This is a genomic window from Phenylobacterium sp., assembly GCF_036677185.1.
Classification (GTDB): Bacteria; Pseudomonadota; Alphaproteobacteria; order Caulobacterales; family Caulobacteraceae; genus Phenylobacterium.
On the sequence record NZ_JAKFEN010000015.1, the window covers coordinates 152,507 to 168,002 of the forward strand.

The 15,496-nt window shown below is 68.0% G+C and carries 14 protein-coding genes; 4 read left to right on the forward strand and 10 right to left on the reverse strand.

Annotated features, from left to right (window positions below):
• The first annotated feature begins 49 nt into the window (after nucleotides 1–49).
• Both V6M51_RS06215 and V6M51_RS06220 read left to right on the forward strand, forming a co-directional pair.
• Nucleotides 50–442, forward strand: a complete 393-nt coding sequence (locus V6M51_RS06215; protein WP_332765566.1) for a GFA family protein — start codon at nucleotides 50–52, stop codon at nucleotides 440–442.
• 182 nt (nucleotides 443–624) lie between these two features.
• Complete coding sequence (locus tag V6M51_RS06220) at nucleotides 625–1,860, forward strand: acetyl-CoA C-acetyltransferase (RefSeq protein WP_305673774.1); 1,236 nt, start codon at nucleotides 625–627, stop codon at nucleotides 1,858–1,860.
• Here V6M51_RS06220 and V6M51_RS06225 read toward each other — a convergent pair.
• The 6 genes from V6M51_RS06225 to V6M51_RS06250 form a co-directional block, all read right to left on the reverse strand.
• Nucleotides 1,857–2,750, reverse strand: coding sequence for a DsbA family oxidoreductase (locus tag V6M51_RS06225; protein WP_332765569.1), 894 nt, complete (start codon nucleotides 2,748–2,750; stop codon nucleotides 1,857–1,859). The genes V6M51_RS06220 and V6M51_RS06225 overlap by 4 nt on opposite strands.
• 76 nt (nucleotides 2,751–2,826) lie before the next feature.
• Complete coding sequence (locus V6M51_RS06230; protein ID WP_332765571.1) at nucleotides 2,827–4,221, reverse strand: D-arabinono-1,4-lactone oxidase; 1,395 nt, start codon at nucleotides 4,219–4,221, stop codon at nucleotides 2,827–2,829.
• Nucleotides 4,218–4,556 (reverse strand): c-type cytochrome, encoded by a 339-nt coding sequence (locus V6M51_RS06235; RefSeq protein WP_332765572.1) that lies wholly within the window; start codon nucleotides 4,554–4,556, stop codon nucleotides 4,218–4,220. The genes V6M51_RS06230 and V6M51_RS06235 overlap by 4 nt, the downstream gene beginning before the upstream one ends.
• A 75-nt stretch (nucleotides 4,557–4,631) precedes the next feature.
• Nucleotides 4,632–4,841 (reverse strand): dodecin family protein, encoded by a 210-nt coding sequence (locus V6M51_RS06240; protein WP_305673770.1) that lies wholly within the window; start codon nucleotides 4,839–4,841, stop codon nucleotides 4,632–4,634.
• Nucleotides 4,842–4,912: 71 nt separating this feature from the next.
• Nucleotides 4,913–5,689 (reverse strand): alpha/beta fold hydrolase, encoded by a 777-nt coding sequence (locus tag V6M51_RS06245; protein WP_332765574.1) that lies wholly within the window; start codon nucleotides 5,687–5,689, stop codon nucleotides 4,913–4,915.
• A gap of 12 nt (nucleotides 5,690–5,701) precedes the next feature.
• Nucleotides 5,702–6,973 carry an LLM class flavin-dependent oxidoreductase gene (locus V6M51_RS06250; RefSeq protein ID WP_332765576.1) on the reverse strand — a complete coding sequence of 424 codons (1,272 nt, stop codon included), beginning with the start codon at nucleotides 6,971–6,973 and terminating at the stop codon, nucleotides 5,702–5,704.
• A 253-nt stretch (nucleotides 6,974–7,226) separates the two neighbouring features.
• Here V6M51_RS06250 and V6M51_RS06255 point away from each other — a divergent pair, with 253 nt between their 5' ends.
• Together V6M51_RS06255 and V6M51_RS06260 are read left to right on the forward strand one after the other, a co-directional pair.
• Nucleotides 7,227–7,454, forward strand: a complete 228-nt coding sequence (locus tag V6M51_RS06255) for a DUF2061 domain-containing protein (protein WP_332765578.1) — start codon at nucleotides 7,227–7,229, stop codon at nucleotides 7,452–7,454.
• A gap of 4 nt (nucleotides 7,455–7,458) precedes the next feature.
• Entirely contained in the window at nucleotides 7,459–7,926 is a 468-nt protein-coding gene (locus V6M51_RS06260; protein WP_332765580.1) for a Dps family protein, read from the forward strand.
• 224 nt (nucleotides 7,927–8,150) lie between these two features.
• Here the strand turns inward: V6M51_RS06260 and V6M51_RS06265 are convergent, their stop codons facing one another.
• The 4 genes from V6M51_RS06265 to V6M51_RS06280 form a co-directional block, all read right to left on the reverse strand.
• A complete protein-coding gene (locus tag V6M51_RS06265) occupies nucleotides 8,151–10,700 on the reverse strand; it encodes a TonB-dependent receptor (RefSeq protein ID WP_332765582.1) in 2,550 nt (849 codons plus the stop codon).
• 137 nt (nucleotides 10,701–10,837) lie between these two features.
• A complete protein-coding gene (locus V6M51_RS06270; RefSeq protein ID WP_332765584.1) occupies nucleotides 10,838–11,437 on the reverse strand; it encodes a TetR/AcrR family transcriptional regulator in 600 nt (199 codons plus the stop codon).
• A gap of 157 nt (nucleotides 11,438–11,594) precedes the next feature.
• Complete coding sequence (gene ybaK / locus V6M51_RS06275) at nucleotides 11,595–12,065, reverse strand: Cys-tRNA(Pro) deacylase (protein WP_332765586.1); 471 nt, start codon at nucleotides 12,063–12,065, stop codon at nucleotides 11,595–11,597.
• Nucleotides 12,066–15,428, reverse strand: a complete 3,363-nt coding sequence (locus V6M51_RS06280; protein ID WP_332765588.1) for an amidohydrolase family protein — start codon at nucleotides 15,426–15,428, stop codon at nucleotides 12,066–12,068.
• Between the last annotated feature and the right edge of the window lie 68 nt (nucleotides 15,429–15,496).

Consider the following 15,496-nt stretch of genomic DNA (forward strand, 5'->3'; position numbering starts at 1 on the left):
GGGGACCTATCCGGCCAGGGTGACGTCTGGGCCACTGAGGAGGCGCGGCATGGACAAGTTCTCGGGCGGCTGCGTGTGCGGCGACGTCCGGCTTGTGGCGTCGGGACGCCCGGACCGGGTCGGCATCTGTCACTGCCTCGACTGCCGCAAGCATCACGGAGCGCTCTTCTACGCCGCCGCGGTGTTCTCTCAGGACGCCGTCAAGATCGACGGCGAGACCCACGACTACCTGGGCCGCCACTTCTGTCCCCGCTGCGGCTCGTCGGTCTTCGCCCGCAGCGGAAACGAGATCGAAGTGCACCTGGGAGCCTTGGACTCCCCCGACCAACTGACGCCGACCTACGAAAGCTGGACCATTCGCCGCGAATCCTGGCTGCCGCCGTTTTCGTTCACCAGCCGATACGACCGTGATCGCGACGCCGTGGGTCGCCTTGACGACTAGATCCCCCGGACAACGCGACCCCGCGAACGAATCTCGTTCAACCTTAAACGACTAGCGGTTGGCGCCTGAGACAAGGCGCCTCGTTTGGTGACGATTTTTCGCTGGCCTGCCGTGGCGTACGGGGGGCCAATGTCCTGGCGAATTCCGCCCGCGAGGCGGTGCGACAAGGCGAGGATATTCCGATGGGCGAGGCCTGGATCATCGATACGGCGCGCACGCCGCGGGGCGTGGGCAAGGTGGACAAGGGCGGGCTGGCGAATGTCCACCCGCAGCGGATCCTCTCGACGGTGCTGAAGGCGCTGGCCGAGCGGAACGGGCTGAACACCGCCGACGTGGACGACGTCATCGCCGGCTGCGGCACCCAGAGCGGTAAGCAGGGCTCCTGCATCGCCCGGATGGCGGCGCTGGACGCCGGCTATTCGGTGGAGGCGCCCGGCATGAGCCTGGATCGCTTCTGCGGCTCGGGCCTGACGGCGGTGAACCTGGCGGCCATGGGCGTCATGTCCGGCGCCCAGGACCTGGTGATCGCCGGCGGCGTGGAGAGCATGTCGCACGGCTCGACCCTGAAGCGGCAGGCCGGCCCGACCCTGGACTCGCTGAACACCCACCTGCGCGCGATCCACCCGCAGCCTCACCAGGGCGTGTGCGGCGACGTGGTGGCGACTCTGGAGGGCTTCACCCGCGATGACGTGGACAAGCTGGCGGTGGAGAGCCAGCGGCGCGCGGCCCATGCCATGGCCAACGGCTATTTCTCCAAGAGCCTGATCCCGGTCTACAACGACGACGGTTCGCTGGCCCTCGACAACGAGGAATATCCGCGGCCCCAGACGACGCTGGAAGGCCTGGGCCAGCTCAAGGCCGCTTTCGCCGCCCTCTACGACATGCCGCTGGACGAGGAAGGCCTCTCCTTCCGCCGGCTGGTGGAAGCCACCTATCCGGATCTGAAGATCAACCACGTGCACCATGCCGGCAATTCGTCGGGCGTGGTGGACGGCGCCGGGGCGGTGGTCATCGCCTCGCCGGACTACGCTCGCGCGCACGGCCTGAAGCCGCGGGCGCGGATCGTCTCCATCGCCACGGCCGGCGATTCCCCGGAGCTGATGCTGAACGCCCCCGGCCCGGCGGCCCGCAAGGCGCTGCGCAAGGCCGGCATGTCGATGAAGGACATCCAGCTCGTCGAGATCAACGAGGCCTTCGCCGTGGTGCCGCTGAAGTTCATGCGCGACCTCGACGTCAATCCGGACATCGTCAATGTCAATGGCGGGGCCATCGCGCTCGGCCACCCGATCGGGGCCACCGGGGCCATGATCCTGGGCACCCTGCTGGACGAAATGGAACGCCGCGACCTGACGGTCGGCATGGCCACCCTCTGCGCGGCCGGCGGCATGGCCCCGGCCGCGATCATCGAGCGGATCTAGGCGGGGACGGCCAGTCCCCGGGCCTGGGCCTCGGCGGCGGTGAAGTAGACGACACCGTCGCCCCAGTCGTGGGTGACGATCCCGGCCGGCGGCTTGGCCTGCTCGCCGCACAGCACGGCCAGCTCCTTGGCCGTCAGCATGCCCCAGCGGGCGAAGGCCTGCGCCGGCGTCGGATCGGGACGCGGCTTGGCGGTCACGCCGGGCGAGGCGGCCTCCAGGCCCGCTTCGTAGTCCTCATAGGGAACCCAGCCCGCCACCGTGTGCTCGCCGCCCGGCCCCTTGAATATCACCGTGGGCAGGGCGTAGCGGTCGTGGCCCTCGGAGTGCTTCAGCTCACCGTTCATCGGGCTGTCGTGCTTGAGGTTGCGCACATAGTCGTTCGGCGCGCGGGTCTCCTCCCAGTCGGCGCGATAGGCGGAGGCGACCTCGGCCCGGGCCTGGTCGGCGCGCCAGCGGGCATGGTCGAGGCCGGGGACCCCTAGCGTCGCCGCATCGAACTCGTCGGGGGTCTGCGGCCCCAGGCCGAAGATGAAGATCTGCTCGCGGAACCGGCGCAGCACCGCGTGGGCCACGTCCTGGCCCTGCAGCTCGGCGGCCTTCACCGCCTGGCCCATGGGGTCCGTTGACTGCAGCATCAGGCGCATGGGGTTGGGATAGGGCATGCCCGTGAGATGCCAGACCCGCTTCCAATAGGCCCGCATCGGCTCGGCGGCGCTGACCCGATCCCATCCCTCCTTGCCGGTCGCGGCGTTCCCCACCAGACCGCCCATCACCTTGCGCCAGGCGATGTGGTCGCCGAACCGCCAGTCCAGCAACCGCAGCAGCGGCTCGGCGCCCCAGGCGGTGGAGCAGACGGCGTCGGTATATTCGACGGCCTCGACGCGTTGCATGGCGGGTTCCTCCCGGCGGATTTGCCTTGGATCGAGCGTCAACCCCGCCCCCGCGCTTGGCAAGGGCCAAGAGATCCTAAACCCCGAACAGGCCCTTCAAGTACGGATTCAGCAGCCGCCCTTCCGGGTCGAGTCGACGGCGGACCTCCAGGAAGTCGTTCCAGTTCGGATAGAGGGCGGCGAGGTCTGCGGCCTTCAGGCTGTGCAGCTTGCCCCAGTGCGGCCGGCCGCCGTGCTTGCGCAGGATCGGCTGGATCAGGCTGAACAGGAAGGCGTACTCGTCCTTGTAATGACAATGTATGGCGATTGAGCCGCGCGGCCCGCCCTGGAACGGCGAGAGCCAGGCCTCGTCGGCCGCGATGCGGCGCGCTTCGATGGGGAAGAAGACGTCGCGGCGATGGGCCTCGATGGCGGACACCACCTCCTTCAGCGCCGCCAGATGGTTGGCGACCGGCAGGTGGAACTCCATCTCATTGAACCGCACGGGCCGCTCGGTGGAGAGCAGTTTCCAACCTTCGTCGATCGCCTCCTCCGGCTCGACGGACCCCAACAAGGCCTTGGCGGCGGCCTTGCGTAACGGAGTGGAGAACCGGGTCAGGTTGCGGAGCTGCTTCAGCACATCGAGGAAAGCGTCGTCGGTCGACGCCGCCCGCGGTGTGGCCGCGGCGTCGGTCTCGTCATGGCTGATCCCGGCGGCCAGGTCGGTGAACGGCACGGCGAAGAACTCGAAGTTGCGATGCCTGTCCCAGCGCGCCTCGGCCCCCTCGATCATCGCTTCGAACGGCTCGATCCAGACCCGGCGATGCAGGCGGCGGTTGGAGGTGGTGGCGAGCCGCGCCCGGGTGATGACGCCTAGAGCGCCCAGCGAGACCTTGGCGGCCTGAAAGACGTCCGCGTTCTGATTGGCGTCGCAGTCCAGGACCTCGCCCGAGACGGTGGCCAGGCGTAGAGCGGTGACGTCGCCGTGGATGGCCTTCAGCGCCTTGCCCGTGCCGTGGGTGGCGGTGCCCAGGCAGCCGCCCAGGGACTGCTTGTTGATGTCGGGCAGGTTGGCCATCGCCCGGCCGCGCTCGGCCAGGGCCGGGCCGAGGGCGCCCAGGCGGGTACCGGCCCAGACCACGGCTTCCTCGCCTTCCCAGCGCTCGACGCCGGCCAGGCCGTCGAGGGTCATCAGGCTGCCCGAGGTAGGCACGAGGGCGGTGAAGGAATGGCCGGCCCCGACGGCGCGCACTGGCGCGACGGCGGTCTTGAGCGCCTGGGCGACCTCGGCCTCGGATTTGGGGGCCAGGCGGGCGGCGGGATAGGCGTGCTCGATCCCCGACCAGTTGCGCCACAGCAGGCGCTTGTCGGCGTCCAGGCTCGGTGGGGACGGCGGCTCGGGCTTGTCGCGGGTCGCCAGGAAGACCCCGCCCGCCCCCACGGCCACAACGCCGGCGGCGCCGGCAGCCAAGGTCGCGCGCCGCGAGATCACGACTTGCCCGCCATGAACCGGGTCAGGGCCTGGAAGTCGTCGGGCGTGCAGGCGGCGCATTGCCCGGTGGCGGGCATGGCCTTGTAGCCCTGGATCACGTGGTCCATCAGCACCTCCTCCCCCTGCTTCCAGCGCGGAGCCCAGGCCTTGGCGTCGTGGGCGAGGGGCGCGCCCGACTGCGGATTGACGTGGCAGGCCTTGCACGAGTCCTCGTACAGGCCCGCCAGCCGAACGTCGGTCGGGGCGAGGCTGGCGGGGTCGGCCGGCGGCCCGGGCTTTGGCCCGCAGGCGCAGAGGATCAGGCCCGCGAGCGCGAGCAACGCCAGATGGTGCAAAGAGTCCCTCCCGCAGCGTTCGCCGCCCGGCTCAGCTTAGCCTTGAGTCCCCAGCGAAGTCTCGCGCCGGGAGCCCTAACTCGGGTCGTACTTGAAGCTGACGCTGAGCTTGGTGCGGAAGGACTCGATCTTCCCGTCGGCGCCCAGAGCGATGTCGAGCTTGGTCACCTCCGCGACGCGCAGCTCGCGCAAGGACCCCGCCGCCGCGGCCAGGGCCTGCTTGGCCGCGTCCTCCCAGCCGGTTTCGCTCGTGCCGATGATCTCGGTGACACGGTAGACGCTCATTGGCTTCTCCCTTGCATCCCCCGGCCGTCATTGAGCGCCGCAATTGACGCAACGGCAAGCAGTGCGACGGCTCAGCCCAGCCGGCCCACCGCCTCCACCACCGCGCCGGTCTTCTCCAGGATCACCATGTGGCCGGCCTCGGGGATCGAGACCAGCTCGGCGCCGGTAATCGCCTTCTTGAAGCCGTGGGCGTAGAAGGGCGGGATCAGCCTGTCGCTATCGCCCCAGACCACCACCGTCTTGGCCTTGATCCGGTAAAGCCGCTGGGAAAGCCCCCGCTCGGGGATTGGGAACAGGATACGGCCGGCCATGCCCAGCTGGCGCGCATTGGTCACCAGATAGGTCTGCAGGAAGTTCGGGTCCTCGACATCGCGGCCGGCGGTCAGCATGGCTGCGCCGGCCTCCACGTCGTGGAACAGCATCTGCGGCATCTCGTAGGGCATCAGCGAGAAGAGATCCGTGATCGGATGGTCGTCGTCCCACAGGCCCGCCGGACAGATCAGGGCCAGGCGCGACACGTCGTTGGGCGCGAGGGCGGCCATCTCGGCGGCGATCATGCCGCCCATGGAGTGGCCCACGAGGATCGGATCCTTCAGGCCCAAGGCCTCGACCACGTCCCAGCCATGCAGGGTGAAATCCAGCATGTCGCGGATCTCAGGGCATTCCTCGCTGTCGCCATAGCCCGGGATCAGGGGAGCGTAGACGTGATGCGTCCGCGCCAGCGCGCCCAGGAACGGGTCCTCGGCCGTGACCCCGCCCGCGCCATGCAGGAACACCAGGTCGGGGCCGGAGCCGCCTTCCAGGTAGCGGACGGGGACGTGGCGGGTCCGGACGGTCTTCAGTTCCATGATCGCTGTCCCTTACGCGTAGGTCTTGGCGAGGTCGGCGCCGGTGGGCGCCTCCTTCGGCAGGCGGCCGGCGGTCACGCGCTTGTCCAGCGGGCTGGTCCAGAAGCGGTTGTCGTGATCCCAGTCGGGGAACATGTTCCGAAGCTTGGGCATCACCTTCTCGGCGAACAGCTTGGTGGAATACATGCACTTGTCGGCCGGCATGTTCCCCACATGCATCAGGCAGAAGATGTTGCCGACGTTGAGGCCCTTGATCAGTTCTTCCATCCGCTGGCGGACAGTCTCCGGTGAGCCGGCGATCACGTGGCCTTGCTCGGTCAGCTCCTTCCAGGTGAGCTGGGTATAGCTGCCGCGCGGCGGGGCGTACTGGCTCAGCGCGCCGGTCTGGATGGTCTTAATCGTCCGGTAGCCGGGCGCGTCGGCGAAGCCCGGATAGACGTGCAGGCAGCGATTGTAGAAGTAGCTGACGTGCTCGGAATAGAGCCGCTCGGCCTCTTCGTCGGTGTCGGCCACCAGGATCGTCTGGGCGAAGCCGGCCCGATAGGGGCTCTTGTCGACGCCCCGCTCCTCGACCCGCTTCCAGTAGCCGTTCATCAGCGCCTGGGCGCGCAGATAGCCGGAGAAGCTGAGGTAGGAATAGGAATAGGTGTTGTCGATGCAGAAGTCGTAGGTCTCCACCGACCCGCCGCCGGGAATGTGGACGGGCGGGTGCGGCTTGTCCTGGATCGGGCGCGGCCAGATATTGACGTGCCGCAGCTTGTTGTAGCGGCCGTTCCAGGCGAAGGGCTCCCGCGTGGTCCAGGCCTTGATGATCAGGTCGTGGGCTTCCTGGTACTTCTCCCGCGTCAGGGACGGGATTTGGCCGTAGCAGTAATTGGTGTCCATGGAGGTCCCGACCGGGAACCCGGCCACCAGCCGCCCGCCCGAGATGCAGTCCAGCATGGCGAACTCCTCGGCCACACGGATCGGCGGATTGTAGAGCGCGATGGAGTTGCCCAGGACCACGATGGCCGCGTCCTTGGTCCGCCGGGCCAGGCCCGCTGCGATGATATTGGGGCTGGGCATGATGCCGTAGCCGTTCTGGTGGTGCTCGTTCACCCCGACGCCATCGAAGCCGAGGGTATCGGCGTACTCCAGCAGGTCCATATAGGTGTTGTAGACCTCGTGGCTCTTGGCCGGATCGAACAGCTTCTGGTCGATATCGACCCAGACGGAGCGGTTTTTCTCCCGGAAATCGTCCGGCAGATACGGCCACGGCATCAGGTTGAACCAAGTGAACTTCATGGGTCGCTCCTCCCCAGACCATCGCTTGCGATGGTCCGTTTCTAGGTTCTCCTGCGTGACGTCCGCAGGACGCCATGCTGGGCCGCCTCTGTCGGGCGGTCATGTGAACGACGATAACCAAAATGCCCCTGGCGCCAAGCGACTTCGGGCGATCAGCAAACGACCTCGGGCGGAAGAAAAACTGATCGCGGAGAGGCTTCCAATAAGGCGTCCTTGAGCTATATTGAGAACTATTCTTAACTGGATGCCCGCCATGCACGCCGCCAAGAAGACCTTGAGCTACAGCCTGATGCACATGACGGTGGCGATCGGGGTCGCCTTCGCCCTGACGCAGAACTGGCGGGCGGCCCTGGCCATCGGCCTGATCGAACCCCTCTTCCAGACTGTCGCCTTCGCAGTGCATGAGAGGATCTGGGAACGGATCGGCCGCAGAACCGACGCGGCGGCGTTCCGCAACCGCCTGACAGCCACGGAGATTTGAAGACATGACCCACGCCGGACCCAACCCCGCCGCCCGCAAGGCGGCCGCCGACGGCCTGGCCAGGCTGCTGGCCGATTCCTACGCGGTCTATCTGAAGACCCACGGCTATCACTGGAACGTACGGGGCTCGAACTTCGCCCAGCTCCACACCCTGTTCATGGACCAGTACACCGAGATGTGGACCGCCATCGACGCGGTGGCCGAACGCATCCGCGCCCTGGGCGAACTGGCCCCGCAAGGCTACGCATCGTTCGGCAAGCTGTCGGCGATCAAGGACGGCGACCCGGCCAACAAGGCCGAGGGAATGGTCAAGGACCTGATCTCCAGCCACGAGGCCCTGATCGGCACGCTCTATGCGACCTTGCCCGCCGCCCAGGAGGCCGGCGACGAAGTCACCGCGGGCCTGCTCACCGACCGGCTGACGGCCCACGAGAAGCATGCCTGGATGCTGCGCGCGACCCTCGACAGCTAGGCCTAAGCGACGTCCAGCCGCCGCGGACCGGGGAGGGTTCTGTGGCGGCTGGACTCGCAGGCAACGACGCCGGAAGGCGCCGCATGCGGCGAGGACATGCCCCGCCGACTACGCCTGGAGACTGGCGCCGCCCCGCGTCCGGCGCATGATCCATCCAGACTATGAAACGAAAGAGGGCGCCGCGGTTTCCCGCGGCGCCCTCCATTGTGCGGGTCCAGAAGCCCCTAGAAGCGGTACTGGAACTCCATGCCGAAGGTGCGCGGGAAGTTCAGCTTCACCGTGCGGCGGAAGGTGTTGGCCGCGGTGACGGCGGTGGTCGTGGAGCTCTGATAGGCCGTCTCGTCGAAGGCGTTCTTCACATAGCCGATGATCGTGAAGCGGCTATCGCCGTCCTTCCACAAAGCGCGGAAGTCGACGATCTCGTTCGACGGCGCGGTCGAGTTGGGTTGCATGAAGACGGTGGTCTGCATGTCGTCGGTATAGGTGTAGGTGCCGCCCAGGGTCAGGCTGCCGGCCGCGAAGTCGAAGGTGTAGTTCGCACCGAGGTTCAGCTTGTTCTCGCCGGTCATGGGCAGGCGGTTGCCGACAAGGGTCTGCGGCTGGCTGCCGTTGGGCAGGGCCGGGCCGCTCGGCTTGGCCCCGGGCTGGAGAGCCCGCGGGTCGTTGGCGTCGACGAAGCAGCAGCCTTTCTCGATCTCGGCGTTGATGTAGGAATAGCTGCCGAAGATCGACAGGTTGTCGAGCGGCGCCCACTGGGCCTCGAGTTCCAGGCCGTAGTTGCGGGCGTCGAGGTTCAGGAATTGCGAGCCGGTGGAGCCGGTGGTCGCATTGAGAACCACGGTGAGCGGCGCCTGGAAGCCCTTGTAGTCGGCGTAGAACACCGCCGCGTTGAGCTGGAAGCGGCCGCCGAAGGTCTTCTTCAAGCCGAGCTCGTAGTTGTCGACATACTCGGGGTCGGCGTAGGGGAACGGCGTCAGGCCGTTGGAGGCCAGCCAACCGCCCGACTTGTAGCCGCGGCTGTAGCGGGCATAGGCGTTGGTGTCGTCGTCCGGCTGCCACTGCAGGCCCAACGTTCCCGTCCAGGCGTCGTAATCGGCCGCCAGGTCACGAACCAGGCCGCCGTTCGGGTCCTGCCGCAGGTTGGAATAGAGCGGGTTGGCCGCGCAGGTGGCGATGGTCGGGCCGCCACAGACCACGAAGGTGGTGAAATCCACCGCCATGCCTTGAGCCGCCGCCAGCGGAATGCCGACCGAGCGAAGGATGGTGGTCGTGGTGTTGGTCCGCGACACATAGCGGGCGAAGTCGGTGCCGGTCTTCTCATCCTTGGTCCAGCGCAGGCCGGCGGTCAGGGTGAGGGTGTCGGTGAACGCCCAGTCGATCTGGCCGAAGGCGGCGAAAGAGTCGACCTCGAGGGTCCCGTCCACCAACAGGAAGTTGCCGTTCGGGTTCGGGGCCGCCAGGCCGCCGGTGGCCAGGTTGATCGGCGACAGCATCGACGGATCGCCCAGCACGCGCAGGCCCTGCGGCTGCGAATAGACCTGGTGGTACTGGAAGGCGCCGACGATCCATTGCAGCGGGTCATCGGTGTTGGACGAGATGTTGATCTCGTTCGACCACCACTTCTGCTTCTCCTGATAGAAGAAGCGCTCGTTGGGCGAGACGCCCGTGGCGGTGTAGGCGCCGAACGGGGTCGCCGCATTGATGCTGAAATTGCCGCTCCGCGACGAACGGTCCTCGTCGCCGTTGGTGTTGTAGACATAGGCCTGGTACCCGGCGAGGTACTTCACGCTGATGTCGCCGAGGTCCCAGGTCAGGTCGAAGTGCAGACGGTTGTGGTTGGAGAGCTTGCCCTCCATCGTCTGGTTGGTGTCGATCTTGAACGGGTCGGACCCAGTGATGTTCGCCGTGCCGTAGCCCAGCGTCGGGTTGTAGTAGAGCGCCGCATTGCCCAGGCCCGTGACTGACACGGTGTCGTAGGGCGAAATGACCGCCTCGTGGACGTTGCCGACCCCGTAGCTGTCGTCCCAGTCGAACTTCGTATAGCGCAGACGCGCGGTGATGTTCTCGCCGAGGTCGGCCTCGACCTGGGCCTCGATGACGTAGCGCTCGACACCGCTGGTGTCGCCGGCCGGGCCGATATTCTTGATGAAGCCCTTGTCGCGGCGCTCCAGCGACCCGCCGAGCAGGAAGCGCAGACCTTCGGTGACCGGGCCGGTGACCAGGGCGTCGGTGCGCCAGCTGCCATAGTTGCCGATCGCCGCGCGGACTTCGCCGTTGAATTCGTCGCTCGGCCGCTTGCCGATGATGTTGAGCGCGCCGCCGATGGAGTTGCGGCCGTAGAGGGTGCCCTGCGGGCCCCGTAGGATCTCGGTCCGCTCGATGAACAGCGACGGCGTCGAACTGTCGGCCATAGAGTTGGAGAAAATACCGTCGGAATAGAGCGCTACCGAGGGGTCGGTGCCGATCGCGTTGGTCAGGCGTCCGAAGCCGCGGATCGAGAGGCGGTCATTGTTGGTGTAGGCGACGCTGGGCGTGACCCGCGCCAGATCCTCGACGGTGGCGACCCCGAGCAGGTCGCGCTTTTCACTGGTGTAGGCGGTGACGGCCACCGGCACGTCCTGCAGGCTCTGTTCCCGCTTTTCGGCGGTGACCACCAGCTCTTCGATGGTGAAGGCGGTGTCCTGAGCCATGGCCGGCGCGGCCGCGGCGGTGAGGGCGGCGACAGACGCGCCCATGACGAAAAGACTGCGAAGACGCAGGGGTTGATGCAGCAATGTTACCTCCCAGCCAGACGCGGGCGTTATGCCGCCCGTCGCGAGTGCTTAATGGATTGAGGCTGGCGGTCTCGAACGCCGTTCGAATAGAGGGAAATGCGCCGCGTCCGGCTTTCCTGCGCGAGGTGTGTCTTTCGTCACGCGCGGGCGATGAGCGCCGTCAGACCCCGCACCGCGGCCTGGACCGCCTCGTCGCCCCGCTCGGCGCCGTCCGCGCCGCGCGCCAGCCCGACGGCGGCGATGCCGCGCCCCCAGGCCCAGATCGCCTCGGCCATGTCGTGAGCGATGTCTTCGGGATAGAGGCCCTGGAAGTCGGCCATGATCGCGCCGCGGGACACGGCGATGGCCTCGGCCTCGGCATCGGCGACGTCGGCCCGACCCGAGTCGCGCGCCTCATACATCAGTTCGTAGAGCTCCCGCCTCTCCCGCAGGAAGGCGAGATAGGCGCCACCCGTGGTGCGCAGGCCCCCGCCCGTCGGGTCGGCCTCATAGGCCTCGCGCATGGCCAGGGCCAGTTGCCGGAATCCATCGACCGCCAGGCCCGCCAACAGGGCGGCCTTGTCGACGTAGTGGTAGTAGACCGTGCCGGGCGCGACCCCCGCCCGCTCGGCGATGGCGCGCAGGCTGAGCGCGGCGCGACCGCTTTCGGCCAGGATGTCGCGCGCCGCGGCCAGCAGCTGACCGCGCACGTTGCCGACATGATAGGTCCCCCGCCGGGCGAGCCGCGCCGGGGTCATGCCGCCCATTCGCAAGCAGGGCGCACACCCTGCGACACCGTCACGCTCATCTCGCCTCGCGGGCGCCAAATTATCAATGGTAACCTATCCGGCTCAGAGGGCGCCCGCCAACGAAACCTGCGCCCAAATCGCAACCGATGCGTGAAGGCGCCCGCAATCAGGTCAGGGGCGCGACCTTTGCGCCCAGGGCGGTTGCTAGGTCGGCGGGCGAGAGCTCCACCTGCAGGCCCCGCTGGCCGCCGTTCACATAGACCTTTGCGTGGACCATGGCGGCGGCGTCCACCACCGTGGGGACCGGTTTCTTCTGGCCGAAGGGGCTGACCCCGCCCACCCGGTAGCCGGTGATCCGCTCGGCGTCCGCGGGCTTCATCATGCCGGCCGACTTGCCGCCGACCGCGGCGGCCAGCTTCTTCATGGCCACCTCCTGGTCCGAGGCCAGGACCGCGCAGACCGGCCTGCCATCCACGAGGGTCATCAGGGTCTTCAGGACACGCTCCGGCGCGACCCCCAAGCTCTCGGCGGCCTGCAGCCCGACCCTGGGCGCCTCGGGATCGTAGTCGTAGGTCGCCAGGCCATAGACAACGCCCGCCTTGTCCAGCGCGAGCGTCGCGGGGGTCGTCTTGGCCACCTAGTCGTCCTGGTGGCTGGCCGCGGCGGCGGAGCCGACGCCCCAGCCCTCCGCGCCTGGCAACTCGAACCAGAACGGCTTCTTGGCCTTGCCGCCCAGCTCTTCCATCGACATGGCGTCGTAGACCCGGCCGTTGGCGACCGTGTAACGGATCGAGGTCGAGTTGCGGATGTCCGCCAGCGGGTCGGCGTCCAGCACCAGCAGATCGGCCAGCTTGCCGGGCTCCAGGGAGCCCAGGTCGCGGTCCATTCCGAGATAGGCCGCGCCGCCGAGGGTGGCGGCCTTCAACACCTGCATCGGGGTCATCCCGCCCTGGGCCATCATCCACATCTCCCAATGCGCGCCCAGGCCCTCGCGCTGGCCGTGCGCGCCGAGCTGGACCGAGACGCCCTTGTCGGCGAGGGCCTTCACCATCCGGGCGATGTTGATGTGGTTGTACTCCTCCTCCGGCGCCTTGACCGGGCGACGCGCGCGCGCGTCGAGGATACGGCGGGGCACATATTTCGAGAGCCGCGGATCGGCCCAGACATCGGTGTGGGCGTACCAGTAGTTCTCCCCGAACGGACCCCCGTAGGCGACGATCAGGGTGGGGGTATAGCCCACCTTGGTGGCCGGCCAGAGCTGCAGCACGTCGTCATAGATGGCCGCCGGCGGGATCGAGTGCTCCACCCCGGTATGGCCGTCGACCACAAAGGTCATGTCGTGCTCGAACAGCGAGCCGCCCTCCGGCACCACCATCATCTTCAGCTCGCGGGCGGCGGCCAGGATCTGCTGGCGCTGCTCGCGGCGGGGCTGGTTGTAGCTCTTGACGCTGAACGCCCCGATGGCCGCCATCCGCCGCAGGGTCGAGCGGGCGTCGTCCAGGCTGTCGATCTGGGCGGTGAACGGCGCCTTGGCCCCATAGAGGATGGTGCCGGTGGAGAAGATCCGCGGCCCCGCCACCGCGCCGGCCTTGGCCAGCTCGGAGTGGGCGAAGATCTCGCCCGAATCGTTCGACGGGTCGTGGATGGTGGTGACCCCGAAGGCCAGGGAGACATAGTTCACCCAGCTCTGCTGCGGGATGATCTGGTCGCTGCCCATGGAGCCGTGCCAGTGCACGTCGATGATGCCGGGCATGATGGTCTTGCCGGCCACGTCGATCACCTTCGCGCCGGCCGGGACGCTCACCGAGCCGCGCGGGCCGACGGCCTCGATGCGATTGCCGTTCAGCACGATCACGCCGTCCTCGATCACCTCGTCGCCCTTCATGGTGACGATGCGGGCGCCGGTGAGCGCCGTGCGGCCGCTCGGCGCCGCATAGGCCTGGGTGAACGAGATGTCGGTCCCGTGCTCGGCCGGCTTGGGCAGCTCCTTGGGCGCGCCGTCGACGAAGGCGAAGGCGTCCTTCAGGTCGCGGGAGAAGAGCTCGGGGCCTTCCGACCACCAGAGCTTCCGGGCGTCGCCCGACCAATGCAGGAAGTAGCCGGCGTCCTGGGTCACCTTGGTGACCGGCAGGGCCGCGGCCTTGGGGGAGATGTCCACCGACTTGCCGGTGCGCGCGAAGGGCATGACATAGGCGTTGAACCGCTCGGTCCAGGCCACCCACTTCTCGTCGGGACTGATGGCGTACTCGGCGGCGAACTCGCTCAGCAGGTGGCTGCGCTCCTCCGAGCCGTCCAGCTTGGCCGACTTGAGCGCGCGCTTGTTCTCCGCCTCGAAGGTCATGAAGAATACGCGGTCGCTCGTCGCGCCGAACTGCGGCTGCACCCCGCCCTTCGACACCAGGGCCGGCTTGCCGCCGCCCTTGGCGGATATGGCGTAGAGGCCGGGCTCGCGGCCCCACATGGCCGAGGTCAGGAAGCCGTCCGAGACCGCGCGATAGACGATGGTCGCGCCGTCGGGGCTGAAGGCCGGCTCCAGATAGTGGCCGGGCTGGCCCGAGACCACGCGCCCCTCGCCGCCGCCCGCCGGGACCACCCGGATCGTGGCGAAGTCCTGGTCGTTCCAGGTGGTGTAGACGATGGATCGGCCGTCGCGGCTCCAGGCCGGATAGAACTCGAAATGGTCGCTCTGGCGGGTCAGGCGGCGCGGCGCGGCGCCCGACTTCAGGTCCTTGATCCAGAGGTGGCCGAGCGCCTGGTAGACGACCTTGTCACCGGCCGGATTGACCTCGGTCCAGCGCAGCATCTTCACCTTGAAGTCCTTGGGCGCCACCTCCACCGGGAAGCGCACGGCCTCCTGGATGGAGCGGCTGGCCTTCACGTGGAACGGGATCTCGGTCACGGCCTTGGAGGCCACCTCGACCCGCTTGATCTTGCCACCCGCCCAGACCACCAGGGCCCTGTTGTCGGGGGTCCAGGCCATGGACGGATAGACCCCGTGGACGGCCCAGGTCTCCTGCATATCGCGGTCGAGGCCGTCGAAGATCGCGGTCTCGCGGCCCGAGGCCAGGTCCAGGACAAAGAGCGTGGATTTGTACCGGACCCGCCGGATGAAGGCCAAGGCCTTGCCGTCCGGCGAGGGGGTCGGGCGGATCGAGCCGCCGGGGCCAGTGACGAAGGGCTCGACCTCGCCCTTCTCGCGGTCCAGGCGCTGGATCACATAGATCTGGCCGTTGACGTCCTTGGAATATTCGAAGATCCCGCCGGGCGTGGCGTCATCGCTGAAATAGAGATAGCGGCCATCGGGGCTGAAGGCCGGTTCGCCGGAATCCTTCTGCTCGGTGCGCTTCTTGGTCAGCTGCAGGCCCTCGCCGCCCGAGCGGTGGTAGAGCCACATTTCGCCGGCCCCCAGCGAGCGGGTCGAGGTGAAGTGCTTGCGCGCCACGATGTATTCGGAGTCCGGCGTCCAGTCGGGCTGGCTCAGCAGGCGGAAGGTCTCCTTGGTCACCTGGCGCGGGTTCGACCCGTCGCGGTCGACGATCCAGATATTGTCGCCGCCGCCCCGATCCGAGGTGAAGGCGATCCAGCGACCGTTGGGCGAATAGGCCGGGTGCATGTCCCAGGCCATGCCGGTGGTCAGCGCGCGGGCCTCGCCGCCGCCGATCGGGATCACATAGAGATCGCCCAGCAGATCGAAGATCACCTCGCGGCCGTCGGGGCTGACATCCAGGCTCAGCCAGGTGCCAGAGGTCACGTCGATGGGAACCTCGCGGGTCGGTCCGGGCGGCGCGTTGACGTCCCACTTGGGCTTGTCGGCGGCCTTCTCGAGCGACGGCGTGGCCACGGGCCTGTTCAGTTCCGAGGTGTTCGGCCGGGGCTCGCTCTCGGCCTTGCCCGCCTCGGTGGGAACCGGCGGCGGCGTCGGAGCCGGCGGGGCCTGGGCGAAGGCCGGCGCGGACAGCGCGGCGACGAGGGCTGCGGCGAGCAGACGGCGAACAATCATGGGGACCCCGGAACTTGTGCGCGGGCAATTCAACCGAGGGGCGCGGGCTTGTCGAGTCCCCTGAGCGA